Origin of the sequence: Pseudomonas fluorescens, assembly GCF_902497995.1 — a bacterium.
GTDB classification, from domain to species: domain Bacteria; phylum Pseudomonadota; class Gammaproteobacteria; order Pseudomonadales; family Pseudomonadaceae; genus Aquipseudomonas; species Aquipseudomonas fluorescens_BK.
This window is the reverse complement of the sequence record NZ_CABVII010000037.1, coordinates 19,033-43,603: the sequence shown is the minus strand read 5'-3', so window position 1 is coordinate 43,603 and position 24,571 is coordinate 19,033. Positions and strand designations below refer to the sequence as shown.

Below are 24,571 nucleotides of genomic sequence, written 5' to 3'. Positions count from 1 at the left end.
CTTTTGAACCTTAATCACTGCAATCAATAGTGCTGTGCATCACTTGTCGCTCCGCATATTATCGTCGTCATAAAACCTCATCTCGTCGATACCGTTTTCGTGGAGCGCCCCCCATGCCCGTCAAAGCCCTGTTCAAACCGTTCCACCTCGGCACCCTCGAACTGCCGACCCGCGTCGTCATGGCCCCGATGACCCGCTCGTTTTCGCCGGGCGGCGTGCCCAATGCCAAAGTGACCGAGTACTACCGTCGCCGCGCCGCCGCCGGCGTCGGGCTGATCATCACCGAAGGCACCACCGTCGGGCACAAGGCGTCCAACGGCTACCCCAACGTGCCGCACTTCTACGGTGAAGCAGCCTTGGCCGGCTGGAAGAAAGTGGTCGACGCGGTCCACGCCGAAGGCGGCAAGATCGTGCCTCAGCTGTGGCATGTCGGCAGCGTGCGCCGTATCGGCACCGAACCGGATGCCGGCGTGCCGGGTTACGGCCCGTCGGAAAAACTCAAGGAGGGGCAGGTCGTGGTACACGGCATGACCCGACAGGACATCCAGGACGTGATCGCTGCGTTCGCCCAGGCGGCCAAAGATGCCCGGAGCATCGGCATGGATGGCGTGGAAATCCACGGTGCCCACGGCTATCTGGTGGATCAGTTTTTCTGGGAAGGCAGCAACCAGCGCACCGACGAATACGGCGGTAGCCTGGCCAACCGTTCGCGTTTCGCCATCGAACTGATTCAGGCGGTGCGTGCTGCGGTCGGTGAAGGGTTCCCGATCATCTTCCGTTTCTCCCAGTGGAAGCAGCAGGATTACACCGCGCGTCTGGTGCAAACCCCAGAAGCCTTGGGCGAGTTCCTCAAGCCGTTGTCCGAGGCTGGCGTGGACATTTTCCATTGCTCGACGCGCCGTTTCTGGGAGCCGGAATTCGACGGTTCCGAACTGAACCTGGCAGGCTGGACGCGCAAGCTCACCGGCAAGCCGACCATCACGGTCGGTAGTGTCGGCCTGGACGGCGAGTTCCTGCAGTTCATGGTCAACACCGACAAGATCGCCCAGCCGGCCAGCCTGGAAAAACTGCTGGAGCGGTTGAACAACGATGAATTCGATCTGGTGGCGGTAGGGCGTGCGCTGCTGGTGGATCCGGACTGGGCGCAGAAGGTGCGTGATGGGCGTGAAGAGGACATTTTGCCGTTCAGTCGTGAGGCGTTGATGACCTTGGTTTAAGCGGCGCCTGGAAGGGCCTCTTCGCGGGCAAGCCTCGCTCCTACGGATTTGTGTCGTACTGAAACAGGGTAATCGACACCAATCCGTAGGAGCGAGGCTTGCCCGCGAAGCTTTTAAGGCAACAACGCCACATCAGGCAGGGCTTGCTCCTGCGAACAAGCCCCGCGCAATTGCCCCTCAAACTGCTCGATAATCGCCGCCCAGCCCTGGCGACTCGCATGCTGGCGCGCATTTAACCGAACGCAGCGCAGGGTTTCTCGCTCCTCCAACAACCAAGCCGCCGCATCGCAAAATGCGTCCTCATCCCCCGGCATCGCCAGCACGCCGTTGTAGCCATGGCGAATATGCTGGGCCGCCGCAGCCTGATCATAAGCCACCACTCCGAGCCCCGAGGCCAATGCCTCGAGCACCACGTTGCCAAACGTTTCGGTCATGCTCGGAAACAGAAAAACATCCCCTGACGCATAGTGACTGGCCAAGGCTTCGCCGCGTTGTGTACCGCAGAAGATCGCCTCCGGCAGTTCCTTTTCGAGTGCAGCTCGCTGCGGACCGTCACCGATCACAATCAATTTCAGATTCTTCTGTGGGTAACTTGCCTTCAATGTCTCGTAACAGCGTTTGAGCAGCCCCAGATTCTTCTCGGGTGCCAGGCGACCGACATGGATGACCGCGATATCGCGCTCGGCCAATCCCCATTGGTCACGTAAGGCTGGCAGCCGCTTGGTGGGATGGAACAACTGGCTGTCGACGCCTCGCGACAACAACGCCACCCGCTCGAAATGCCGGCGTTCCAGCTCCAGGCGCTGGCTGATGCTCGGCACCAGCGTCAGGGTCGAACGATTGTGAAACCAGCGCAGGTAGTGGGTCAGCAAACGCGTCAGCAAGCTCAGCCCGTACTGGCGGGTGTATTGCTGGAAATTGGTGTGAAAACCGCTGACCACGCAGATCCCCAGGCGCCGCGCCGCGCGCAATGCGGACAGTCCCAACGGCCCTTCAGTGGCGATGTACAGCACGTCCGGCCGCTGGCGTTTCCAGCGTCGCAGCAACTTGTGCATCGATGATTGACCCCATTGCAAACCGGGATAACCCGGCAGCGGCCAGCCGCGACACAACAGCAACTCATCGTCGCTGCCCATTTGCTGGTCGCAAACCTGTCGTGGCCGCACCAGTTCCACCTGATGCCCGCGCGCGCGCAGGCCGTCGCACAATCGACCGAGGGTGTTGGCCACGCCGTTGATTTCGGGAGGAAAAGTTTCGGTGATCAGGGTGATATGCAGAGCTGTCGTCATGACCCCAGTGTCGGCTGGGGTCATGTCGTCATTGTGGCGGTTTGATGATGGATTTATGACCCGTTCAGCGCTGGACCACCAGGTTTTCCGCACCGCGCTCACGGACCCAGAACAGCGTCGCCCCCGCCACGGCAGCAGGCATCATCAGAACGTTGACCACCGGAATCAGCAGCACCAGATAAACACTGCCGCCAAAGCCCATGCTCTGCCAACGTTTCTGCCGCAGCCAGGCGAGCATCTCGTTCCAGCCCAGCTTGTGGTTATCCGCCGGGTAGTCGATGTACTGGATCGCCATCATCCACACCCCGAACAACAGCCACAGCGGCGCGGCGATGATGTTGACCACCGGGATGAACGAGAGGATGAACAAGCCGATGGCGCGGGGCAGGAAGTAGCCCAGTTTGCGCATTTCCCGGGCGAGGGTGCGGGGAACCATGGCAACCAGTTCACCCCAACTGAAGGCCGGGAAGTCGTCAGTGCCGCGCACCACCACTTCGACTTTTTCCGCCAGGAAACCATTGAACGGCGCGGCGATGACATTGGCGAGCATGGTGAAGGTGAAGAACACCATCAACACCACCAGCACCACGAACAGCGGCCAGAGGACGTAACCGAGAAAACTCAGCCAGTCAGGCAGGGACGGCATCAAGGTATCGACCCACAGGCTGAATTGATGGCTGGCCAAATAGATCAATCCGACGAACAGCACCAGGTTGATCGCCAGCGGCAACAATACGAACAAACGCAGGCTGGGGCTGAGGACCAGCCTGAGGCCTTCGCGCAGGTATTGCGGGCCGGACAGAACGGGGGCGGGCATAGCGTGCTCCGAGCAAAGGGGAAACGCGCCGACCTTACCGGCTTTGCCTGACAGGGGAAAGCGTGGCAGCGACATCGACATTAACTGTAACAAAGGCGCCCAGATATCCATCGCGATGAGATAGAGACCGCCTATGAGCTGGATTGTTAAACCGTATTTCCTTAATCTTCGCCCCCTCGATACGCTGCACCCAATCTTTTTCCAGGACTGTCGAGCCCAAGCCTTCCCCAAGTGCTTTCAACGGTCCTTTTTTATTCCCGCCGGCAACCCGGCGTTCCGCGCCTGGTATTCCAGGGCGGTCAACAGGAGCAGGTCATGTCTGAAGTCCGTCATTCGCGAGTGATTATTCTCGGTTCCGGCCCTGCCGGTTACAGCGCCGCGGTCTATGCCGCCCGTGCCAACCTCAAGCCTTTGCTGATCACCGGCATGCAGGCCGGTGGTCAACTGACCACCACCACTGAAGTCGACAACTGGCCGGGCGATGTCCATGGCCTGACCGGCCCGGCGCTGATGGAACGCATGAAAGAGCACGCCGAGCGTTTTGAAACCGAGATCGTCTTCGATCACATCAATGCCGTGGACTTCGCTGCCAAGCCGTACACCCTGACCGGCGACAGCGCGACCTACACCTGCGACGCGCTGATCATAGCCACCGGCGCCAGCGCCCGTTACCTGGGTCTGCCGTCGGAAGAAGCGTTCATGGGCAAAGGCGTTTCGGCCTGCGCGACCTGCGACGGTTTCTTCTATCGCAACAAGCCAGTGGCCGTGGTGGGTGGCGGTAACACCGCTGTGGAAGAAGCCCTGTACCTGGCCAACATCGCCAGCACTGTGACCTTGATCCACCGTCGCGAAACCTTCCGCGCCGAGAAGATCCTGATCGACAAGCTCAATGCCCGGGTTGCCGAAGGCAAGATCGTCCTGAAGCTGAACGCGACCCTGGACGAAGTGCTGGGCGACAACATGGGCGTGACCGGTGCTCGCCTGAAGAACAACGACGGCAGCTTCGACGAGTTGACAGTCGACGGTGTGTTCATCGCCATCGGCCACACCCCGAACACGTCGTTGTTCGAAGGCCAGCTGACGTTGAAAGACGGTTACCTGGTGGTGCAGGGCGGCCGTGACGGCAACGCGACGGCCACCAGTCTCGAAGGTATCTTTGCCGCTGGTGATGTGGCTGACCACGTTTACCGTCAGGCCATCACCTCGGCCGGCGCAGGCTGCATGGCGGCACTGGATGCCGAGCGTTACCTCGACGATCTGCAGAACGCTTGATTCTGCTGTCGTAGAAAAAACCGGCTTCGGCCGGTTTTTTTGTGTTCACGATTCCACGGCCAATACAGCTCTAGGGTGGGAGCGGGCTTGCTCGCGAAGGCGTAGTGTCAGTCGACATCAATACTGAATGACACACCGCTTTCGCGAGCAAGCCCGCTCCCACAGGATTTGCGTTGGGCCGTTGCTTTTCAGGAAAGCTTCGCCAGGCACGCCTCAAGGATATCCAGCCCTTCTTCAAGCACTGCAGCCTCAGTGGTCAGTGGCGCCAGCAGGCGAATGATATGGCGCGATTTACCGCTGGGCATCAGCAGCAAACCGGCGTCTCGAGCCAGGGCCAGCAGCTGCGTCAGTTGTGCCGCTGCCGGTGTGCCATCAGCATTGATCAGCTCGATGCCGCGCATCGCCCCGACGCCGGTCAAGCGGCCCAGATACGGTGACAGCTTGCTGGCGCTCCAGGCTTGGTAGCGGCTGACAATTGCTTCTTCCTGTTGCGCACCCCAGGCGTGAAGATGCGCGTCAGTCATTTCGTCGAGCGTCGCCAACGCCGCGGCGCAGGCGATGGGATTACCCGAATAGGTGCCGCCCAGTCCGCCCTTGGGCAAGGTGTCGAGCAGCGACTTGCGCCCGACCACCGCACCCAGCGGCACGCCACCGGCGATGCTTTTACCGAGCAGGATCAGGTCCGGCTCGATGCCCAGTCGCGAGAACGCGAAACGCTGGCCGGTGCGGCCGAAGCCGGACTGGATTTCATCGGCGATCAACAGGATGCCTTTCTCGTCACAGAAGCGGCGCAGTGCCTGGGCGAATTCCACGTCCATCGCCAGGAAGCCCGCTTCGCCCTGCACCGGTTCGACGATGAAACAGGCCACGTCTTCGACGTCGATTTCGACGCTGAACAAGCGCTCCATGGCTTTCAAGGCCTCGGCGCAGGTCACGCCGTTGTCCTGACTGGGGAAGGGCAGGTGATACACCGGACCCGGCAACACGCCGACTTTTTGTTTGTAAGGCGCGACTTTGCCATTGAGGTTGAGCGTGGCCAGCGTGCGGCCGTGAAAGGCGCCATCGAAAGCAATGATTGCCGTGCGGCCGGTGGCACCACGGACGATCTTCAGGGCGTTCTCCGCCGCTTCCGCGCCGCTGTTGGTGAGCATGCCGCTGACCGGGTAGTCCACCGGAATGAACGCGGTGAGATGATCCATCAGTTCGATGTAGGGCACATGAGGGGCGGCGTTGAACGCGTAGTGGGTCAGCCGGGTAGCTTGTTCGCGAATGGCCTCGACTATGCGCGGATGGCAATGGCCGAGGTTCAGTACGCCGATGCCGCCGACGAAGTCGATGTAGCGTTTGCCATCGGTGTCCCAGACCTCGGCGTTTTTGCCGTGGCTGAGCATGACGGGGTGCACGATGTTGATCGACTGGCTGATGGTTTCGCTGCTCATGGATGCCTGACTCTGAAGAAGGGATGCTTCTTTTTATCTAAGCCGTGAGCAGCAGTGCCCGGCAAACGAAATAAAGTCGCCGGGTCAATCTTAAAAGTCGGGATGTGGTTTGCGCGGTTACCGGCGAGTCAGTGGCTGCTGTGTGAACTTGACGCCAGCCAGACCCTGCGCAATCAACGCGCGGATATTGCCATGGTCATTGCCCTCAGGCGTCGCTACCACCGAACGGTAATGCTCGCCAAACGCCAACAGCGCTTCTTCATCACTCAGACCTTCCAGCAGTGCCAGGCCCAGGGTCTTGCACGAACCTTCGTTCTGCCCGGCGGCGTTTTCCACGCCGCCATTGTTGAACGCCTGAGGCTGATAATCGTAACCCGCGGCGATAAAGGCCAGGGTGTCGGCAAAAACGTGATCGCCGCTCTTGAGGCTGGCGCGCAGGGTGTTCAAATCACTCATTGGGTTTTCCTTTGGCGAATGCCGCTTGTTGTTCGGTGCTGGCTTCCTGCTGGTATTGGGCTTTCCACTCAGCGTACGGCATGCCGTAGACCACTTCGCGGGCGTCATCGAGGCTCACCTCGATCTGGCGTTCGTCGGCAGCGGCCTTGTACCACTTGGACAAGCAGTTGCGGCAGAAACCGGAGAGGTTCATCAGGTCGATGTTCTGCACATCCTTGCGGCTGTCCAGGTGGGCAACCAGCCGGCGGAAGGCGGCGGCTTCGAGTTCCAGGCGTTGTTGATCAGTCATGGGGGTCTCTGCGAGACAGCTTCAAGCTGCAAGGTGGATTGCGGTGGCTGTCAGTTTACAGCTTGCGGCTTGAGGCTTGTAGCTTGCCGCTGCTACGCAGTAGCCCGGCCTGCCGCCAGCGTAATCGATACCGACTCGGCGAAACGCAGGGCGTGGGGCTTGTCGACTTCGACCTCGGCATACAGCACCGACTCGTTGGCCATGACCAGGTCGAGAATTTCCTGGGTCAGGCGTTCGAGCAGGGCGAAGCGATTGCCCTCCACATGGGCGATGATCGCCTTGGTGATGGTTCGGTAGTTCAGCGCGTGATCGATGTCGTTGTCACGCACCGCTGCCTGGGCGGCATAGAGGATGGTCAGGTTGATCAGCACATCCTGCTTGTTGAGGATTTCATCCTCGTTGATCCCGATGAAGGTGCGCAGGCACAGGTCCTTGACCCGGATGCGCGCCATTCCTGGTTGAAGTTGTGGCATTGCTACTTGCTCCGTCCGATCAATTGCAGAAACTCCTGGCGGGTGTTGCTCGATTCGCGAAAGGCCCCGAGCATCACCGAGGTGTTCATGGTCGAATTCTGTTTCTCGACGCCGCGCATCATCATGCACATGTGCCGGGCTTCGATGACCACCGCGACGCCCGCCGCGCCGGTCACTTGCTGCACGGCCTCGGCGATTTGCCGGGTGAGGTTTTCCTGGATTTGCAGGCGACGGGCGAACATGTCCACCAGCCGCGCAATCTTCGACAGGCCCAGCACCTTGCCCGTTGGAATATAAGCCACATGAGCCTTGCCGATGAAGGGCAGTATGTGATGTTCGCAGAGCGAATACAGCTCGATGTTGTCGACGATGATCATTTCATCATTGTCGGAAGCGAACAGCGCGCCGTTGACGATCTCTTCGACACACTGCTCGTAGCCATGGCAGAGGTACTGCATGGCCTTGGCTGCGCGCACCGGGGTGTCGCGCAGGCCTTCGCGGTCGGGGTTTTCACCGAGACCGATGAGGATCTCGCGATAGCTCTGGGACAGGGGTAACGTCATGGAACATCCTCGCGGGGGCACTTACTTGAGGTGCCGTCCGCCGTTGACGGTCAGGGTCGTGCCGGTGACATAAGGGTTGTCGAGCAGATAACGCAAGCTTTGGTAGATCACTTCGCTGCCGGGTTCGATGCCCAGCGCGGACTTGGCCAATGCCTTGGCGCGGTACGCCGCGTCGTCGTCGGGGTTGAACAGTAGCAGGGCTGGCGCGATACCGTTGACCTTGATGGTCGGCGCGTATTTGGCGGCGAAAGACAGGGTCAGGCTATCGAGCCCGGCTTTGCTGGCGCAGTAGCCGATGTGCTTGCTGCTGCCCTTGCGGGTCACGTCATCGCCGATGTGCACGATGTCGGCGGGGCGTGAGCGTTCGAGCAAATCGGCACAATGCAGGTTGATCAGGTAGGGCGCCAGCATGTGTACGTTGAACATGCGGGTAAAGGCGGCAGCGTCGGTGTCCGGGGTTTCGGCCAGCCATTCGGAGGCGTTATGGACGATCGCCCGCAGGCTGTCGGTGTGGGTTTTCAGTTCGCCGATGAAGGCGAAGATCCCGGCTTCGGTGGAGAAGTCTGCAAACACCGCAGTCGCCCCCAGGTCGCGCAGGGTTTGCACACCAGGACGCTCGCTGCGGTAGCTGAAGATCACCGGGTGGCCGTCTTCGAGCAGTCGCTGTGCACAGTGCAGGCCGACACGCTGGCCGGCACCGGTGATGAGGATCGGGGCGAATGAAGAGGTCATGAACGGCTCGCGTCGCAGTGAGAGCAAAACTATACCAGCGAACGGGACTGGGCTACCTATTGGGTGGGGCATCGTCTGTGAGCGAGCCTGCTCGCGAAATCCAGCCAGCAGTACCTGGTACGCCAGTTACATTTGTCGCTTATAAACGTCTTGAATAGCGATAGGGCATGCGAGGTACAATGGGATCCAATTCACATGGACATAGACCTGTACATGCCTGTACTGACCGACGCAGTCTCGACTGTGCAAGGCGCTGCCCCAATTGAACGGGAAGAACTGTTTCCAATTCGGGAAGTGGCGCGCCTGACCGGCGTCAACCCGGTCACGCTACGCGCCTGGGAACGACGCTATGGCCTGATTCAGCCCACGCGCACCGACAGTGGGCATCGGTTGTATTCGATGAACGATATCGAGCGGATTCACAGCATCCTCGGCTGGATCGAACGCGGCGTTGCGGTCAGCAAGGTTGGCAAGATACTGGCCAGGACCGCACCGCTCCAGTCTCTTGCGTCCATCATCCCGAATGAGCTCGTGCAAGCGGATTACACGCAATGGCAGGAGCAGGTTCAGGCGGCCGTCAGCGCCTTTGACGAAGTTCGATTGGAGCAGGTCTATGGGCAAATCTTTTCCAGTTATCCGTTGAATGTCGTGTTCCAGAACATCCTGCTTCCGCTCTGGAGACTGTTGCTGCAGCGCCAGGAAGCCTTTGGCCAGACCAGCGAATGGCTGTTCCTGGATGGTTTTCTGCGTTCTCGCGTGTTGCAGCGTCTGCTGCTGGTGCGGGTCATGCAACCTCGACGCGTGATCGTCTGTCCACTGAACGATCAGTGCCGTGAACTCGAACTGCTGGTGACGACGCTGTTTCTGAGCAGTGTCGATTCGGCCATTCAAGTGCTGGCGCTGGGTCAGCCATTCGACGAATTGACCCTGGTCTGCGAAAGGGTCAAGCCCCAGGCGCTGGTCCTGCTTTCCAATCATTTGCCAGCCCCCGAATTGCCACGACGTTTGAATCGCCTGGCCTTGAGCCTGGATTGCCAGGTGATGCTGGCGGGGGATGCGTCCGATCTGGCGCAGGAGAGCCTGGCCGGATCTTCGATCGGTTGCCTGGGTAACGAGGCCATGGTGATGCGCCAGCGGTTGAAGCAGTTCCTGGCAGGTAATCTCGATACTTGAGTCAGAGATGCAGGGCGGGATGAGTCAGCCGATGCTGCTGCAGGATGAATTGGCGCAGACGCTCGGTTTCGTCCTTGTCGTCCTGATTCAACTGATAGGCATGGAAGCCGTTATCGGTTTCTTTCTGGAAGGTGCCACGCAAAGCGATCCGCTCATACCCTGACGGGCTGAACCACAAGGCGAAATGTTTTGGCGGTTTGGTCTTGTTGCGAACTTCCAGCAGAACCCCTTTGAACGACACTTCGTGTACCCACATCGTGCCAGGGTGACCACGGGCATTTTCCAGCGCCACCGGCTCCTCGAGCACCAGGCGCCAGGGCCGAATCACCGGTCCGTCTTCATAGATGCTGGGCACCCCAAGGCGTAAATGCAGCGCGTGAAACTCGTCTTCCACCAGCTGCAGCGGAAAGGTCATCTGCTGATTTTCGAAGTTGGCCCGGAGGGTGACTTGCTCATGAGCGGCAAGGCGCGTGAGCAAGTCACGGATCTGCGAACCACCGTTGACCAGCAGGCTCGACGTCGCATCCCGCACATTGAGTTGCGGGTTATGCTGCATGGTCTGGATAAAATCCAGTTCGTCCTGAGTCAGGAGTGCGTCGCGCTGCATGATCTGCTCGAAGAAAATAGTTACAAAGTTATCGGTGATTGTAGTAAATGGCATTTAATTCGCGGTTTTGTTTTCGCCGTTCGTCGCTTTGAGTGCAGCAAGCTCGGCCCGGACTTCAGCCAATTGCGCCTCCAATTGCGTCACCCGCTGCTGCGCCTTGACCTGAACCGTGACGTCTTTCTGCACACCGACACAATATGTCTGCCCGTCACTCGGATTTTTCACCGTCGTAAGCGACAGTTCGTTCCAGAATGGCGTGCCATCCTTGCGGTAATTGCGGATAATTTCCCTGCAGGAACCGCCTCTGCGCAGAGCCTCTCGAATCAACGGCAGGGCTTCCTGGTCGCGGTCCCCGGACTGAAGAAAACGGCAATCCTGGTAGAGGATTTCTTCGCTGGTATAACCGGTCAGCCGCTCGAATGCCGGGTTGACGTAAATCAGAATGTTGTCTTGCTCGCCTTCCTTTTCGGCAATCACGATGCCGTCGTTGGAAGCGTTGATCACCATTTGCAGCAGTTGGGCGTTGATCATCGGAGAATCCTTTCCAGATTGATTGAGCGCAGCATTCTAAAAGAACTCTAGCGGCCATCAACGCTAAATGAGAGCTAATCGCAGCTTTTTTGCTGCGGCTGTTAATATCCCCCCTCTTTTTACTCAGCTTCAGGATCAGATTGATGAAAGTCGCCATCCTTTCCGGCTCGGTGTACGGCACGGCTGAAGAAGTCGCCCGCCACGCCGCGAACATGTTGAAGAACGCCGGCTTCGAAACTTTCCATAACCCGCGCGCGAGCCTCGCCGAGGTGCAGGCCTTTGGCCCCGAGGCCTTCCTGGCGGTGACCTCGACCACTGGCATGGGCGAGCTGCCGGACAACTTGCAGCCGTTGTATTTCGCCATTCGCGACCAGTTGCCGGCAGCGTGGCGTGGCTTGCCGGGCGCCGTGATCGGTCTGGGCGATGCGAGCTACGGCGACACCTTCTGTGGCGGCGGTGAACTGATGCGTGAACTGTTCGGCGAACTGGGCATTCGCGAAGTCCTGCCCATGCTTCGCCTGGACGCCAGCGAAAGCGTAACCCCGGAAACCGACGCCGAGCCCTGGCTGGCGGAGTTGGTCAGTGCTCTGCGGGGCTGACCGGTCACTCGCGCAGCAAGGCGAGCCAGGCTTGCACGCGCCCCGACGCCATACAAACGCGATATCGGTTCTGACGGGGGTTGCTGAAGCTGTGCGCTACGGCATTACCGGCGGCGAAACTTTGACTGGATCCAGTCTTGCGGCGCACTGACTCGCTAGGCCATCAAGCTGGCTGCCAATGCAACTACACGATCTCTGGAGGCTGACTAGACTCGGTAGTCATTGGCAACACTCCATAATAAGAAGTCGAGGTTCCTTGCCGTGAGCGTAACCGTGCAATCGCCCCCCAGTATTCAAGACCCGATGAGTGCCGCCGAGCGGATCGCCATCGAACCGCAGATTCTGGCGGGCGCCAAATCGATGATCGCCAGCGTTACCAAAAGTGCTCAAGGCATGGGGGGCACGCTGGCCTGGCCGGTGGCGCTGCACAAACTCGATAGACTCGACCCAGGTCATAAACGCTGATGCCACTCGCCGAGATCCCTTTGTGTGTCTGGCGCAAGCGCGGCCAGACCTTCGTATTTCGTGGCCAGACCCTCCGTTACTGGACGGCGGGGCAGGGTGAGCCACTGTTGCTCATTCATGGCTTCCCGACCGCCAGTTGGGACTGGCATTACCTGTGGCAACCCCTGATCCAGCGGTATCGGGTGATTGCCTGTGACATGCTCGGCTTTGGCGACTCCGCCAAACCGCAGAACCATGAATACAGCCTGCTTGAGCAGGCTGATCTGCAACAGGCGTTGCTGGCTCATTTGAACGTCGAGCAGCCGCTGCATGTGCTCGCCCACGATTATGGCGACAGCGTCGCCCAGGAGCTGTTGGCCCGGCATTACGAAGCGCGCATTCATATTGCCAGCTGCGTGTTCCTCAACGGAGGCCTGTTTCCCGAAACCCATCGCCCGGTCCTGATGCAAAAACTATTGCTCAGCCCCTTGGGCTGGATGATTGGGCGAGTCTTTTCCCGTGACGGCCTGGTGAAGAGTTTCCGGCAGATTTTCGGCCCGCAGAGCCGTCCCACCGAGAGCGAGATGGATGATTTCTGGAGCCTGGTCGAGAGCAATCACGGGACGCGGGTCTTGCACAAGTTGATCAGCTATATCCCCGAGCGGCGTGTGCAGCGTGAGCGCTGGGTCGGCGCGATGCAGCGCGGTGAAGTGCCACTGCGGGTGATCGATGGCGAGGTCGATCCGGTCTCTGGCGGGCACATGGTCGAGCGCTATCGGGAGCTGATCCCGAATCCGGACACGGTCCTGTTGCCCGGCATCGGCCACTACCCGCAGACCGAAGCGCCGGGGCTGGTGCTCAAGCATTATCTGGAGTTTCGCGATCAGCAGGTTTTGCCGCCGCGCAAGGTGGCGTGTTCCTGAGTCATCATCCCCCAGCCTTATCGCACACCATTCAGCCTCCCCCGTGTTCATTGTGACCAGCATCGCCGTGCCTGACACTCGGCCCCATTGTCCCTGGCCTGCTGGAGTCCCCCCGATGAACGAGTCTGTGCGTTTCGAAGATAAAGTCGTGATTATCACTGGTGCAGGTGGCGGCCTGGGACGGGCGCATGCGCTGTTGTTCGCAAAACAGGGCGCCCAGGTGCTGGTCAACGACCTCGGCGGTTCGACCCAGGGCGAAGGCGCAAATGCTTCGGCGGCGGACCGTGTGGTGGCGCAAATCCGCGAGGCGGGCGGCACCGCCGAAGCCAACCATGACTCCGTCACCGACGGCGACAAAATCGTCCAGCACGCCCTCGACGTGTTCGGCCGGGTCGACGTCGTGGTCAACAACGCCGGGATCCTGCGGGACAAGACCTTCCACAAAATGGACGACGGCGACTGGGACCTGGTTTACCGGGTCCACGTCGAAGGCGCCTACAAAGTCACCCGCGCCGCCTGGCCGCACCTGCGCGGGCAAAACTATGGCCGGGTAATCTTCACCGCCTCGACCTCGGGCATCTACGGCAACTTCGGCCAGTCCAACTACGGCATGGCCAAACTCGGCCTCTACGGCCTGACCCGCACCCTGGCCATCGAAGGCCGCAAGAACAACATCCTGGTCAACGCCATCGCCCCCACCGGCGGCACCCGCATGACCGAAGGCCTGATCCCGCCGCAAGTGTTCGAACAACTCAAACCGGAACTGGTCAGCCCGCTGGTGGTGTACCTGGCCAGCGAAAACTGCCAGGAAACCTCCGGGCTGTTTGAAGTCGGTGGCGGCTGGATGGGCAAGGTGCGCTGGGAACGCAGCCTGGGCGCCGGGTTTGATCCGCGGGTGGGGTTCTCGCCGGAGGAGGTGGCGGCGCATTGGCAGCAGATTTGTGATTTCGAGGGGGCGGTGCATCCGAAGGACAATATTGAGGCGTTGAAGGAGATGATGGGGAATTTGCAGAGGTATTCGATTTAAGGGATGTAATGTCCCAAGCCGCAGGATGCGGCTTGGGATGTCATTTTTACTCGCTGTAGCGCTTTTCTATGACAAATTTGGGTGCTTTCCAGTTTGGCCCTTTTGCGGCCAGCCCTTTGTCGCCATTAGTCAGTACACCCGCTTCGATAAGTCGTGTGTAAGCGCTTTCAAGCTCCCCATATTTTAAAGCTTCGCGGTTATAACGACGGATCATCATGTCCAAGTCCGGTGTTGCTTTAATCAACGCAAAAACCGCGACGACATCATCCAGAGATTCATTTTGTACAATTTTTTCAATGGTGTTCATTGCCACATCTCCTTCAAAAATGTTTGAAATTCGCGTTCTTCTTGTTCTTTTGCCGCCGCTAAGGCTTCGGATGTGTAGAGCAAGGTCGGATCGTCTTTTAATTTGTAATCTTCCAGTGTTGCAGTGTGTACGTTATTCCATGCGGGAGAACTTATATCTGGCGTCTCAGTGTCGCTATAACCAAGCGCTCTGAATCTTTCAAACTCTCTGATTTCATGAGTATAGAAGCGTTTGTCAGTATCGGTCATTTCGAGCTCTCCGCTGAGAATCCTTTCCAACCGATCAATCATGACCTTGTTTGCATTAGAAGAAGGAAATTTAGATGTGTGCAATATGACCACATCTGTTCCCTCACGAGCAGCGGTTGCTATTTTCCACTCCAACTTCAAAATCGGGCCACCCGCTTCCTCTGGATTGAAATCGCGGCCACTGTGTTCGCCTTCGACAATTGCACCCTCATAGGGGCTGTTGAACACAACATATTGAGGTGGAATACCCGAATCAACTGGAAAGACATTGATGAATCCACCAAAGCTATACAGATCCAGCTCCGGAAACTCATCGAGCCTTCCTTCCAGTGCCGTCGCGCTAGCGCCGTCATAGACGGCAATCTTCTGCTCGCCCGCTGGTAACGTAGTGGACGCATCGTTCGGCTTTACAATGGGCGTCCAGGTCATGCCAATGGATGGCACATCGGGGTTGTAGGCCTGATAGGCGTTCAGACCGGGATCGAAAGTGGCGAGCCGCACCGGCACTTTGGCAGGTACTGTCGTGCCGTTTGTGGCGGCAACGAAGAACTCCGTTGTGTTACCCACAGTCCTGGAGCCAATCGCGACTGGCAGTGCGATTTCCCCATTGGCCTCGGCAATGGCATGCAAGTCATGGGGATCGTGGGATGTGAGGTCCGTTAGCGGCACGCTCAGGGCGTAGAGGTCGCTGTTACCCAGCGGCGAGGGCACCAGCAGCGCTGCAAACCCGCCAACAACCGCGCCTGCCGACGCTGCCGCTGCCGCCAGCACCGCTGAAACGGCTGCGCGTAAACTGGTCTGGATGGCCAGGCTGGTCGCCGTGCTAGTGGCGACAGCTCCCGCCGTTACTGTTAACACCGGGCCACTTGCCGCCGCCGCGCCCGATACTGGAAACGGGCGATCACCCTGGGCAGCCTTCGCAGCCTCAACTGCATCACGAAGCGCTTTTTCTTCCGCTTGCCGTTGATTTTCGAGGAACAGTTGGTCGGCTTGTCGTTGGGCTTCGGCCTCGGCTTCGAGGCGAGCCTGTTCGGCAGCGAAATACTGTGCGGTAACCTCTGCGGCAATCCGGGCTTTCTCGAAGGCCAATCGTTCGGCCTCTGCCATCGCGGCTAGCCGAGCCTGCTCCTGTGCATGGGCCAGAGCGTTAGCTTGCGCCCTGAGGCGTGCCTGTTCAGCGGCGACACGTTGTGCTTCCTGTTCTGCTGCCAATCGCGCTGTTTCAGCGGCCTGCAATGCATTGAGGGTTTGCGTCAGTTGGAGGTTGCGCTGGCCAAGCGAATGAATGGTTAACGACAACAATCTTGCGTCGTTTGCGGCGCTGAGTGATTGATTCAGGGCCTGCATGGCTATACCGTTCGGCCCCGGCCATTGCTCCATTTTCGTGGCTTTTAACATGTAATCGTGAATATTCCAGTTAAAAGGATCGCCTCCATAAAACGCGTTGGCAGTCGTTGTTTTATGATGGAGTTCGGCAGTTTTTCGCTGATAAAGTTTATTTAGAACCTGTAGCTCGCGGATGATTGACTGTGTTGGTGCAACTGGATCATTAGGACCTTCTGATCTAACCGCAGCCAGATCTGCCTCGATGGATTGTGACAGTTGGCTGCTCCTGGTCTGATAGTCCTGTTCCAATTCGTTGATTCTATGGACGATAGCTGCCCGATTTTGAATGAAACTTTCTGCGCGAGCGTAGCCAAATGGCCCGGCTTTAAGGTGACTTGGCCCTCGAGGTGGAAGGATGGCGTGATCAGGCGCAATGCCTCTTATATCAACGTATGTATCAATTTCAAGATATCCAGGCCTTGATGGATTTGGACGTGGTGGCCCAAGTGGCTTTCGCATATTCATATCCTTGTGAATTGTGCGTTATTTGTCATGTGATCATGTTGGTGTTTGGCTGGTCGATGTCGATCGGTTATTAAAATTTACATCAAAGTTGATATTGGTGGGGCTGAGAGATGTGTAAGGCGTTACCTTGATTTGCGAAGGATGTTTCCACAAGGCTTCAAGGGGTGCGATATATCCTCTGCATAAAAATATATTTCTTACACTGTCCCAGGAAATATTTTGTAGGACCGACTTTGATAGCCGTTGCTATTGCTATCGACGCTATCAAAATCCAGAAAATGGCTGCGGCGAATTCAGCGGCCAGGTCAGGGGCTATCAAGCAAAATACTTGCGAACCAACGCCGTCAGATTCGCTGCCGTTTGCGCATCCATCACCCCGTCATAAGTATCCGGGCGAAAGTGCAACTGAAACGCCCGGACAAGCTGGGTGAAGCCTTGTTCGGTCGTCGCACCGGACACGTCATACCCGTAGGTCTTGAACATTTTCAGCAATTCGGAGCGGGTTGGAATGCCGGATTCGACATATTGCTGCTGAATGGCATTTTGAGTGGCATCGTCGAACCAGGCGCCGATGCCTTTCAAGTAAAGTGCATGCCAGGGAAGTTGCGGGCCTGGGTCGCTTTTGCGGCCGACGGCAATATCTGAGTGGCCCAGGACCTGGGTCGGGGTGATATCGGGATAGCGTTCAAGGATGTTCAGCGCCAGCTCTTCAATCGCCGTGATTTGTGCGGGATGATAGGGCGGAAAAGTGAACCTTCCTTGGTTGAAAGAAGCAAGATTGACAATTTCTATGCCGATAGAGGTGTCATTCAGATTGCTTCGATTACTCCAGTGGCTGGTGCCCGCATGCCACGCGCGCTGGGTTTCGTCGACGAGATTGAAGATGACCTGACCGGTATGACCTGCTTTGAGATAGCTCTGATCCGTAATGTCGGGGACCAGATAGTGGGCGCTGACATTCGGGCCGGTCAGTGCACTGACCGAGCTGGAGAAGTTGCCGGCTGTGTAATGAAGAATCAGAAAGCGGGCGCGGTTGTTAAAGCCTTTGATGGAGCGATAGGTAGTGGCATCAATAGGTATCATGAGGAAATGCTCTTGATGAGTAAGGTTGAAGTAGCGTGCGATGTAAATGAATACGTGCAGCTATTACCTTTAATCATCAGGTGCTTCGTATGTTTACAGATTCCTGTAGTCACTTTCCGAAAGTGATGTAGGTGCTAGAAACTGCGCCCATAAAAAAGGCCGCTGCAAACGCAGCGGCCAAAGTAAGACGTTGGATCAAGGAGCTACAAATCAACGTCATTGAACACAGGGCGATGAGTCGAAAACTTCAATTCATCTGAGATTCGTCGCCAATGAAATGAATCGATCACAGGCCATTGGTTTCTATGCTTTCAGGCTGTTGCCGTGGAAGCCTGATAAGAATAAGCCCTTATCTGCAAAGGAGGAATAGCGATTCCGGACATGCACTGTTGCGGTTTGTGTAACAGTCGCTGCAGCTTGCCGGTTTCCGCTGCGTCCTACGCAGCGATTAATCCTTTAGAGCGACACCACGAATACCTCCTTGGTGCGCTTATCGCCCCCGACGTGCCGCAGTAGGGTGTGGCCTTCTGTCACTCACCGGGGAAGACGCATGACAAAAACAACAATGCGCGCCATCTTCACACCGCAGGCGCTGGCCGCTGCGGTGGCCTTGGGTTGCTGCGCCCAGGTGCAGGCCATTTCATTCAATATTGGCGAAATCGAGGGGACATTCGACTCCTCGTTGTCCGTCGGCGCGAGCTGGGGCATGCGCGATGCCGATAAGGCGCTGGTAGGCATCGTCAATGGCGGGACCGGCCAGGCGTCGACCGGTGACGACGGGCGCCTGAACTTCAAGAAGGGCGAAACCTTCTCCAAGATCTTCAAGGGGATCCACGATCTCGAACTGAAGTACGGCGACACCGGTGTGTTCGTCCGTGGCAAGTATTGGTACGACTTCGAATTGAAGGACGAAGATCGCGAATTCAAGCCGATCAGCGATAAAAATCGCAAGGAAGGTTCCAAGTCCGCCGGCGCGCAGATCCTCGACGCCTTCGTCTATCACAACTATTCGATCGCCGACTTGCCGGGCACCGTGCGCGCCGGCAAGCAGGTGGTCAGCTGGGGCGAAAGCACCTTCATCGGCAACTCGATCAACAGCATCAACCCGGTCGACGTTTCAGCGTTTCGTCGCCCTGGCGCCGAGATCAAGGAAGGCCTGATCCCGGTGAACATGCTGTTCGCCTCCCAGGGCCTGACCGACAAACTTAACGTGGAAGGTTTCTATCAACTGGAGTGGGACCAGACCGTTCTCGACAACTGCGGCACCTTCTTCGGCGGTGACGTGGCGGCCGACGGTTGCACCACGGGCTATACAGTTGGCAGCCCGGCAATCGCGCCATTGCAACCGATCGCCGCCGCGTTTGGCCAGGGCTTCCAGGTCGGCAGGGAAGGGGTGATTGTGCCCCGTGGCGGTGACCGCGACGCCCGTGACTCCGGGCAATGGGGTACGGCGCTGCGCTGGTTGGGCGACGATACCGAATACGGCCTGTATTTCATGAACTACCACAGCCGCACACCGAATGGCGGCACCACGACGGCCGGCCTGGGCACGCTGTCACAAATCCCGGCCATCGTCGGCACCGCCAACGCCATTGCGCCCGGCACCGGATCGGCCTTGGCCCAGAGTGTGATGCTCGGTCGCGGCCAGTACTACCTCGAGTACCCGGAAGACATTCGCCTCTACGGTGCGAGTTTCTCGACCACCTTGCCTACAGGTACCGCGTGGACCGGCGAGATCAGCTATCGCCCCAACGCTCCGGTACAGCTCAACAGCACCGATTTGACCCTGGCGATGCTCAACCCGATCGCCGGCGGCGCGGCATCGCCTATCGCGACGACGCCTGGGGCTGACAACAAAGGCTATCGCCGCAAGGAAATGACGCAGATCCAGAGCACCCTGACCCATTTCATCGATCAGGTGATGGGGGCCGACCGGCTGACCCTGGTGGGTGAGGCGGCCGTTGTCCACGTTGGCGGGCTGGAGGCTCGCAGCAAACTGCGCTACGGCCGCGACTCGGTGTACGGCCAATACGGTTTTGGCGGTGATACCGACGGCTTCGTCACGTCGACCTCCTGGGGATACCGCGCCCGCGCCATCCTTGACTACAACAACGTCATCGCCGGGATCAATTTCAAACCCAACCTGTCCTGGTCCCATGACGTCGCCGGATACGGCCCCAACGGGCTGTTCAACGAAGGCGCCAAGGCGATCAGCCTCGGCGTCGATGCCGACTACCGCAATACCTATACCGCGAGCTTGAGTTACACCGATTTCTTCGGCGGTGACTACAACACCCTGGAAGATCGCGACTTCCTGGCGTTGAGCTTTGGCGTGAACTTCTGATCTGGCTGAGAAGGATGATTTCAATGCGCAAGATGATTCTGCAATGCGGCGCCCTGGCCCTGAGCCTGTTGGCTGTCAACGTGATGGCCGCGGTGTCGCCGGAAGAGGCGAACAAGCTCGGCACCAGCCTTACCCCGCTGGGGGGCGAGAAGGCCGGCAACGCCGATGGCTCGATCCCGGCCTGGACCGGTGGGCTCCCGAAAAACGCCGGTGCCGTGGACAGCAAAGGTTTCCTGGCCGACCCGTTCGCCACTGAAAAGCCTCTGTTCACCATCACCGCGGCGACCGTGGACAAGTACAAGGACAAGCTCTCCGATGGCCAGATAGCGATGTTCAAGCGCTACCCCGAGACCTACAAAATCCCGGTGTATCCAACCCACCGTACCGTGGCCGTACCCGCGGATATCAATGAGTCGGCCAAGCGCAGCGCGCTGAACGTGACATCGATCAACGACGGTAATGGCCTGGCTAATTTCACCGGCAATCGCTATTACGCCTTTCCGATTCCGAAGAACGGTGTCGAGGTGATCTGGAACCATGTCACCCGTTATCACGGCGGTAACCTGCGCCGCACCATCACCCAGGCAACGCCTCAGTCCAATGGTGATTTCACGGTCATCCGCTTCAAGGACGAGGTCGCCGTGCCCTCGCTGCTCGGGGATCTGAAACCGGGCAGCGATGAGAACGTGCTCAACTATTTCAAGCAGGAAGTCACCGCGCCAGCACGGCTGGCGGGCAACGTGTTGCTGGTGCACGAGACCCTCGATCAGGTCACGGAACCGCGCAAGGCCTGGATCTACAACGCCGGCCAGCGCCGTGTGCGACGTGCGCCGCAAGTCGCCTATGACGGTGTGGGCACCTCGTCCGACGGGTTGCGTACCACCGACAACTTCGACATGTTTTCCGGCGCGCCGGATCGCTACGACTGGAAGCTGGTCGGCAAGAAAGAAATGTACATCCCGTACAACAGCTACAAGCTCGACTCGCCCAACCTCAAGTACACCGACGTCATCCAGGCCGGGCACATCAATCAGGACCTGACCCGGTATGAGTTGCATCGCGTGTGGGAGGTGGTCGCGACGGTCAAGCCGAACGAGCGACACGTGTATGCCAAGCGTCACATGTACATCGACGAAGACAGCTGGCAGGTGGCGCTGGCCGATCACTACGACGGTCGCGGGCAACTCTGGCGCGTCGCCGAAGGGCATGCGCAGTTCTACTACGATCACCAGGTCCCGGCGTATACCGTTGAAGCGCTGTATGACCTCATCGCCGGTCGCTACATTGCCCTGGGGATGAAGAACGAGGAGAAACGCAGCTTCGAGTTCGGTGTCGCCGCCAAAGCAGGGGACTACACGCCGGCAGCCTTGCGGAGTACGGGTGTGAGGTAACTTTCCTACAGTGGTCCTACAGAAAAAGGTGACATAAGGTCACCTTGTTTATAGGGGTCGATCAGTGTGTTGAATACTTCTTCAACAAGCTGTCAGGACAGGGCTAGGGTGGCGCCACAATTATAAAAAGGCGCACCACTATGACTGCCATGACGCTGTGTCTGGACCGTCCTGGACTCCTGCCCCGTTTGTCTTCCCACCACCAGTCGCGCGCCCGGTTGATCGAACCCTTGCTGGCATCGACGGCGCGGGTGAAATTGCTCTGCGCACCGGCGGGCAGTGGCAAGAGTGCGCTGCTCGTCGAATGCCTGTTGCAGGCGCCTGCACAGTGTCAGGTCTATTGGCTGCCGTTGGCGGGGGAGGCGAGCAGTGTGGTCGATTTTCGCCAGCGCCTGGCGCAAACCCTGGGGCTGCCAGCCTCGGATGAGCCCGCCTTGCTGGAGCATCTGGCTCGACTGCAGACAGCGACCTGGCTGTTTCTCGATGACTATTGCCGTATGCCCCATCCGGAACTGGATCTGTTGCTCGACCGGCTGCTGGCCATCAGCAGCCCGCGGGTCACCTGGTGGCTGAGTGGTCGGCGCCGTCCGCAATGCAATTGGCCGCGCCTGCTACTGGATGATGAACTGTACGATTGCGAGCGCTCCACGCTGGCGTTCAATCAGGGTGAAATTGAAAAACTGTTGCATCACCTGGAGCCGGCACAGACCGCGAAAGCTGCCGAGTGGATCTTGCGGCGCAGTGGTGGCTGGTGCGCCGGCGTACGGATTGCGCTGCTGCAAAAATGCGACTGGTCACGCAGCGACACGCTCCACGGTCGGCCAGACACCCTGCACGATTACCTGGAACATGAGCTCTTTGCCAGCCTGACCCCGGAGCTTGCCGAAGCCTGGTGGGTGCTGGCCCACTTGCCACGCTTCAATGCCCGGCTCTGCGATCACCTGTTCGGCGCGGGCGAGGGCGCTCAATGTTTGAGCGCGCTGCAGGAATTGGGCTGCTTCATCGAGCCCTGGCAAGACTCGACAGACTGGCTGCGGATTTTCGCTCCCCTGACCCGGTTGATGCGCGACGAGCAGTGGCCGGCCGGGCGCTCCTGGCATCGGCGTGCCTGTCAGTGGTTCGCCGCCGAACTGGACTGGAAGGCCGCGTTCGAACAGGCCTTGCTGGCCGAAGAGTTCGAGGTCGCGGTCAGCCTGTTGCAGCATTTCAGTTTCGAGCACCTGTTCGAAGAGCAGACCGTGGCGCTGTTATTGCGATTACATGAACAACAAGGCGAGGAGCTGATGCTCGGCTCGCCCCAACTGGTCGGGCTGATCACTGCGGCCTTGTTGTTTGCCGGACGTTTCGAGCAGGCGGGTGAATGCATCGAACATTTGTCCCGCTTCGTGCCACAACCGTCAGCGTTCGATCAGCGGCAATTGATCGCCCGCTGGCAGGCGCAACAAGGCTGGTTGCTGCATTTGCAGGGGCGCATGGACGCTTCACGGGCACACTTTCTTGAGGCGCTCGACGAGCTGGGGCCAGCGTTCTGGCCCGTCCGGCTGATGTGCCTGTCCGGTTTGACGCAACAGGCCCTGGTGCGGGGCGAACTCGAGGTTGCACAGGCGCTCAACCGTGAGGCGTTATGCCTGGCCCGGGCGCAAGGCTCGCTGGTGTTTGAAGGCCTGCTGGAACTCGATCACGCACAGTTGCTCGAGCAACGGGGGGCATGCGGCAGGGCCGAGCACTTGCTCGCCAACATGGACGGCCTGCTCATCCGGCAGCAACCGCTGGCCGAACCCTTGCTGGGACGGATTGCCCTGCATCGTGGGCGTCTGAGCTTGAGTCAGGGCCGGGAAATGCAGGCCGCGGCGTATTTCGAGAGCGGCCTGCAGATCTGCCTGCGCAACCAGGATAAACGAGCGCTGTATGGGTTCCTCGGTCTGGCACAATTGGCGGCCAATCGGCGGGATTACGCTCAAGCCTTCGTCCTGCTGCGTGACGCCGAACGGTTGATGCAACAACGACGGATTCCAGACACGGTGTACCGCAGTGCCCTGCTGCAAATCAGCTGTCAATTCTGGCTGCAGCAGGGCCGGCCGCACTTGGCTCACGAAGCCCTGACCCGGGTGCTCCGTCACTATCAGGGGCCCCACGCACGTCAGGCACCGCCGGCGACGCTGGAGTTGATTCCGGCCCTGGAATATCTGCTGGTATTGACCGACGTCTATCTGGGACAGGCGCACATGCCATTGGCCCGGCTCGAGGCGCAAATGCAGTGGGCCAGGCAGCGGGGGATGTCGGGGCTGCAGGCGCAATTGCACCTGGCGCTGGCCGAAGCCGCCTGGCTGACCGACAACCCGGCCGTTGCCCGACAATCGTTGCAGGAAGGCATGGCCCTGGTCGAGCGTTGTAACCTGCAACAGGCCTTGCGCGATTTGCAGTTGCGCCAGCCCCGGTTGCCGCAGGCCATTGGACGGGCCGAACCGGGTCATGACCCTGAGGTGACGGCCGCCACCGGGAACCGGTTGAGTCAACGTGAAATCGAAGTACTCACGTTAGTGGCACAGGGCAACTCGAACCAGCAAATTGCCGATCTGTTATTCATCTCGTTGCATACGGTGAAAACCCACGCGCGACGCATCAATGGCAAGTTGGGGGTGGAGCGCAGGACTCAAGCGGTGGCCAGGGCAAAAGCATTGGGCATTGTCATTTGACGGCGGGCGACTCGTAGCCCATCCGCCAACTCACGGCTTGCGTCGCCGCCAGCAATCGCCGGGCCGCCGGGCCGTTTTCGTCGGCATGAAACAACGAGGTCGGGCCGACAATGGTAATCACCGCCGCCACGTGTCCGACGGCGTTGAACACCGGTGCCGACAGCGCATCGACACCCGGCATCAGCAATCCATGCACATGATGCAGGCCGTGGTCACGGATCTGCCCGAACAGGGTTTCATAGGCCTGATCGTCGGCGAGGGCGTGAGCGCTGTCGTTTTGCAGTTCCTGCTCACGCAAATCCACGGTTTCACGCTTGGGCAGGTAAGCGCCGAAGACCAACCCGGTCGATGAGCTGAGCAAGGGCAGCACCGAGCCCAATTGCGTGACCACCGTCACCGCGCGCACCGCCGGCTCGATATGCACCACAGTCGCGCCCTGATTGCCCCACACCGCCAGAAAGCAGGTTTCGTTCAGTTCATCGCGCAACTCGGCCAGGGGCAGGGCGGCGACTTTCAGCACGTCCATACTGTTGAGGGCAGCCAACCCGACGCGCAAGGCTTCGCGGCCCAGGCCGTAATGGTTGGTGGTGGTGTTCTGCTCGGCAAAGCCGCTGGCGATCAAGGCTTGCAGATAGCGGTGCACCTTGCTCGCCGGCATCTGCACATGTTCGGCCAGACGCGATAGCGAGGTCGATGGCGACAGCTCGGCCAGGGCCTTGAGGATGTCGGTGCCGACCTCGGCCGAGCGGACTTTCTGTTTACCGTTGCTGTCAGGCTTTTCCATGGAGGCAGTGATCCCG

The 24,571-nt window shown here is 59.1% G+C and carries 23 protein-coding genes and 1 pseudogene; 10 read left to right on the top strand and 14 right to left on the bottom strand.

All coding sequences use genetic code 11. The features are described 5' to 3' along the window. Window positions 1-113 precede the first annotated feature (113 nt). A complete protein-coding gene (locus F8N80_RS28905; protein WP_150785232.1) occupies window positions 114-1,217 on the top strand; it encodes an NADH:flavin oxidoreductase in 1,104 nt (367 codons plus the stop codon). A gap of 113 nt (window positions 1,218-1,330) precedes the next feature. On the opposite strand, the gene F8N80_RS28900 is transcribed toward F8N80_RS28905, so the two are convergent. Then, a complete protein-coding gene (locus F8N80_RS28900; protein ID WP_150785231.1) occupies window positions 1,331-2,530 on the bottom strand; it encodes a glycosyltransferase family 4 protein in 1,200 nt (399 codons plus the stop codon). A gap of 40 nt (window positions 2,531-2,570) precedes the next feature. Beyond that, complete coding sequence (gene cysZ, locus F8N80_RS28895; RefSeq protein ID WP_150747632.1) at window positions 2,571-3,323, bottom strand: sulfate transporter CysZ; 753 nt, start codon at window positions 3,321-3,323, stop codon at window positions 2,571-2,573. 315 nt (window positions 3,324-3,638) lie between these two features. Between cysZ and trxB the strand changes: the two genes are divergently transcribed. After that, the gene (trxB, locus tag F8N80_RS28885; RefSeq protein WP_150747634.1) at window positions 3,639-4,595 is read left to right on the top strand and encodes a thioredoxin-disulfide reductase; all 957 of its coding nucleotides are present in this window, start codon (window positions 3,639-3,641) and stop codon (window positions 4,593-4,595) included. A gap of 188 nt (window positions 4,596-4,783) precedes the next feature. Here trxB and F8N80_RS28875 read toward each other — a convergent pair whose 3' ends face one another. The 6 genes from F8N80_RS28875 to folM all read right to left on the bottom strand — a co-directional run bounded on the left by F8N80_RS28875 (window position 4,784) and on the right by folM (window position 8,547). Further along, complete coding sequence (locus F8N80_RS28875; RefSeq protein WP_150747635.1) at window positions 4,784-6,034, bottom strand: 2-aminoadipate transaminase; 1,251 nt, start codon at window positions 6,032-6,034, stop codon at window positions 4,784-4,786. 117 nt (window positions 6,035-6,151) lie between these two features. Next, the gene (locus tag F8N80_RS28870; RefSeq protein WP_150747636.1) at window positions 6,152-6,490 is read right to left on the bottom strand and encodes a HopJ type III effector protein; all 339 of its coding nucleotides are present in this window, start codon (window positions 6,488-6,490) and stop codon (window positions 6,152-6,154) included. After that, window positions 6,483-6,779, bottom strand: a complete 297-nt coding sequence (locus F8N80_RS28865; protein ID WP_150747637.1) for a DUF1244 domain-containing protein — start codon at window positions 6,777-6,779, stop codon at window positions 6,483-6,485. The genes F8N80_RS28870 and F8N80_RS28865 overlap by 8 nt, the downstream gene beginning before the upstream one ends. A gap of 92 nt (window positions 6,780-6,871) precedes the next feature. Further along, window positions 6,872-7,252, bottom strand: coding sequence for a dihydroneopterin triphosphate 2'-epimerase (gene folX, locus F8N80_RS28860; protein WP_150747638.1), 381 nt, complete (start codon window positions 7,250-7,252; stop codon window positions 6,872-6,874). 2 nt (window positions 7,253-7,254) lie between these two features. After that, the gene (gene folE / locus F8N80_RS28855) at window positions 7,255-7,815 is read right to left on the bottom strand and encodes a GTP cyclohydrolase I FolE (RefSeq protein WP_150747639.1); all 561 of its coding nucleotides are present in this window, start codon (window positions 7,813-7,815) and stop codon (window positions 7,255-7,257) included. A 21-nt stretch (window positions 7,816-7,836) separates the two neighbouring features. Beyond that, window positions 7,837-8,547: a dihydromonapterin reductase gene (gene folM, locus F8N80_RS28850; RefSeq protein WP_150747640.1), complete on the bottom strand. Its 711-nt coding sequence runs from the start codon at window positions 8,545-8,547 to the stop codon at window positions 7,837-7,839. A 195-nt stretch (window positions 8,548-8,742) separates the two neighbouring features. Here folM and F8N80_RS28845 point away from each other — a divergent pair, with 195 nt between their 5' ends. Beyond that, entirely contained in the window at window positions 8,743-9,720 is a 978-nt protein-coding gene (locus F8N80_RS28845) for a MerR family transcriptional regulator (protein ID WP_150747641.1), read from the top strand. A 1-nt stretch (window position 9,721) separates the two neighbouring features. On the opposite strand, the gene F8N80_RS28840 is transcribed toward F8N80_RS28845, so the two are convergent. Beyond that, complete coding sequence (locus F8N80_RS28840) at window positions 9,722-10,327, bottom strand: hypothetical protein (RefSeq protein ID WP_150747673.1); 606 nt, start codon at window positions 10,325-10,327, stop codon at window positions 9,722-9,724. A 54-nt stretch (window positions 10,328-10,381) separates the two neighbouring features. Beyond that, a complete protein-coding gene (locus F8N80_RS28835; RefSeq protein ID WP_150747642.1) occupies window positions 10,382-10,858 on the bottom strand; it encodes a PAS domain-containing protein in 477 nt (158 codons plus the stop codon). A 143-nt stretch (window positions 10,859-11,001) separates the two neighbouring features. Between F8N80_RS28835 and F8N80_RS28830 the strand changes: the two genes are divergently transcribed. From F8N80_RS28830 to F8N80_RS28815, 4 genes and pseudogenes are all read left to right on the top strand, one after another. Next, window positions 11,002-11,457: a flavodoxin gene (locus tag F8N80_RS28830; RefSeq protein ID WP_150747643.1), complete on the top strand. Its 456-nt coding sequence runs from the start codon at window positions 11,002-11,004 to the stop codon at window positions 11,455-11,457. A gap of 312 nt (window positions 11,458-11,769) precedes the next feature. Further along, window positions 11,770-11,922, top strand: a pseudogene (locus tag F8N80_RS28825) (class II aldolase); the annotation flags it as partial. Beyond that, window positions 11,922-12,824, top strand: coding sequence for an alpha/beta fold hydrolase (locus F8N80_RS28820; protein ID WP_150785230.1), 903 nt, complete (start codon window positions 11,922-11,924; stop codon window positions 12,822-12,824). The pseudogene F8N80_RS28825 and the gene F8N80_RS28820, both read left to right, overlap by 1 nt. Window positions 12,825-12,939: 115 nt before the next feature. Beyond that, window positions 12,940-13,851 (top strand): SDR family oxidoreductase, encoded by a 912-nt coding sequence (locus F8N80_RS28815; protein WP_150747645.1) that lies wholly within the window; start codon window positions 12,940-12,942, stop codon window positions 13,849-13,851. 46 nt (window positions 13,852-13,897) lie between these two features. Here the strand turns inward: F8N80_RS28815 and F8N80_RS28810 are convergent, their stop codons facing one another. From F8N80_RS28810 to F8N80_RS28800, 3 genes are all read right to left on the bottom strand, one after another. Continuing rightward, a complete protein-coding gene (locus F8N80_RS28810) occupies window positions 13,898-14,158 on the bottom strand; it encodes a hypothetical protein (protein ID WP_150747646.1) in 261 nt (86 codons plus the stop codon). Continuing rightward, window positions 14,155-16,041 carry an S-type pyocin domain-containing protein gene (locus F8N80_RS28805; RefSeq protein WP_224790773.1) on the bottom strand — a complete coding sequence of 629 codons (1,887 nt, stop codon included), beginning with the start codon at window positions 16,039-16,041 and terminating at the stop codon, window positions 14,155-14,157. The genes F8N80_RS28810 and F8N80_RS28805 overlap by 4 nt, the downstream gene beginning before the upstream one ends. A gap of 531 nt (window positions 16,042-16,572) precedes the next feature. After that, window positions 16,573-17,340, bottom strand: a complete 768-nt coding sequence (locus F8N80_RS28800) for an N-acetylmuramoyl-L-alanine amidase (protein WP_150747648.1) — start codon at window positions 17,338-17,340, stop codon at window positions 16,573-16,575. 550 nt (window positions 17,341-17,890) lie between these two features. On the opposite strand from F8N80_RS28800, the gene F8N80_RS28795 reads away from it, so the two are divergent. The 3 genes from F8N80_RS28795 (at window position 17,891) to F8N80_RS28785 (ending at window position 23,771) form a co-directional block, all read left to right on the top strand. Then, a complete protein-coding gene (locus F8N80_RS28795) occupies window positions 17,891-19,684 on the top strand; it encodes a DUF1302 domain-containing protein (RefSeq protein WP_150785228.1) in 1,794 nt (597 codons plus the stop codon). A 23-nt stretch (window positions 19,685-19,707) separates the two neighbouring features. After that, window positions 19,708-21,075 (top strand): DUF1329 domain-containing protein, encoded by a 1,368-nt coding sequence (locus tag F8N80_RS28790; protein WP_150747650.1) that lies wholly within the window; start codon window positions 19,708-19,710, stop codon window positions 21,073-21,075. Window positions 21,076-21,215: 140 nt separating this feature from the next. Next, the gene (locus tag F8N80_RS28785) at window positions 21,216-23,771 is read left to right on the top strand and encodes a helix-turn-helix transcriptional regulator (RefSeq protein ID WP_150785227.1); all 2,556 of its coding nucleotides are present in this window, start codon (window positions 21,216-21,218) and stop codon (window positions 23,769-23,771) included. Here the strand turns inward: F8N80_RS28785 and F8N80_RS28780 are convergent. Next, window positions 23,764-24,555 (bottom strand): IclR family transcriptional regulator, encoded by a 792-nt coding sequence (locus F8N80_RS28780; protein ID WP_150747652.1) that lies wholly within the window; start codon window positions 24,553-24,555, stop codon window positions 23,764-23,766. The two genes, F8N80_RS28785 and F8N80_RS28780, sit on opposite strands and share 8 nt — an antisense overlap. Between the last annotated feature and the right edge of the window lie 16 nt (window positions 24,556-24,571).

Coding starts and splice junctions, on each gene's coding strand:
- folE (WP_150747639.1), bottom strand. CDS start 7,815: ATGACGTTACCCCTGTCCCAGAGCTATCGCGAGATCCTCATCGGTCTC.
- F8N80_RS28845 (WP_150747641.1), top strand. CDS start 8,743: ATGGACATAGACCTGTACATGCCTGTACTGACCGACGCAGTCTCGACT.
- F8N80_RS28905 (WP_150785232.1), top strand. CDS start 114: ATGCCCGTCAAAGCCCTGTTCAAACCGTTCCACCTCGGCACCCTCGAA.
- F8N80_RS28800 (WP_150747648.1), bottom strand. CDS start 17,340: ATGATACCTATTGATGCCACTACCTATCGCTCCATCAAAGGCTTTAAC.
- F8N80_RS28795 (WP_150785228.1), top strand. CDS start 17,891: ATGACAAAAACAACAATGCGCGCCATCTTCACACCGCAGGCGCTGGCC.
- folX (WP_150747638.1), bottom strand. CDS start 7,252: ATGCCACAACTTCAACCAGGAATGGCGCGCATCCGGGTCAAGGACCTG.
- F8N80_RS28900 (WP_150785231.1), bottom strand. CDS start 2,530: ATGACCCCAGCCGACACTGGGGTCATGACGACAGCTCTGCATATCACC.
- F8N80_RS28830 (WP_150747643.1), top strand. CDS start 11,002: ATGAAAGTCGCCATCCTTTCCGGCTCGGTGTACGGCACGGCTGAAGAA.
- trxB (WP_150747634.1), top strand. CDS start 3,639: ATGTCTGAAGTCCGTCATTCGCGAGTGATTATTCTCGGTTCCGGCCCT.
- cysZ (WP_150747632.1), bottom strand. CDS start 3,323: ATGCCCGCCCCCGTTCTGTCCGGCCCGCAATACCTGCGCGAAGGCCTC.
- F8N80_RS28865 (WP_150747637.1), bottom strand. CDS start 6,779: ATGACTGATCAACAACGCCTGGAACTCGAAGCCGCCGCCTTCCGCCGG.
- F8N80_RS28790 (WP_150747650.1), top strand. CDS start 19,708: ATGCGCAAGATGATTCTGCAATGCGGCGCCCTGGCCCTGAGCCTGTTG.
- F8N80_RS28810 (WP_150747646.1), bottom strand. CDS start 14,158: ATGAACACCATTGAAAAAATTGTACAAAATGAATCTCTGGATGATGTC.
- F8N80_RS28875 (WP_150747635.1), bottom strand. CDS start 6,034: ATGAGCAGCGAAACCATCAGCCAGTCGATCAACATCGTGCACCCCGTC.
- F8N80_RS28840 (WP_150747673.1), bottom strand. CDS start 10,327: ATGCAGCGCGACGCACTCCTGACTCAGGACGAACTGGATTTTATCCAG.
- F8N80_RS28780 (WP_150747652.1), bottom strand. CDS start 24,555: ATGGAAAAGCCTGACAGCAACGGTAAACAGAAAGTCCGCTCGGCCGAG.
- F8N80_RS28820 (WP_150785230.1), top strand. CDS start 11,922: ATGCCACTCGCCGAGATCCCTTTGTGTGTCTGGCGCAAGCGCGGCCAG.
- folM (WP_150747640.1), bottom strand. CDS start 8,547: ATGACCTCTTCATTCGCCCCGATCCTCATCACCGGTGCCGGCCAGCGT.
- F8N80_RS28815 (WP_150747645.1), top strand. CDS start 12,940: ATGAACGAGTCTGTGCGTTTCGAAGATAAAGTCGTGATTATCACTGGT.
- F8N80_RS28870 (WP_150747636.1), bottom strand. CDS start 6,490: ATGAGTGATTTGAACACCCTGCGCGCCAGCCTCAAGAGCGGCGATCAC.
- F8N80_RS28835 (WP_150747642.1), bottom strand. CDS start 10,858: ATGATCAACGCCCAACTGCTGCAAATGGTGATCAACGCTTCCAACGAC.
- F8N80_RS28785 (WP_150785227.1), top strand. CDS start 21,216: ATGACTGCCATGACGCTGTGTCTGGACCGTCCTGGACTCCTGCCCCGT.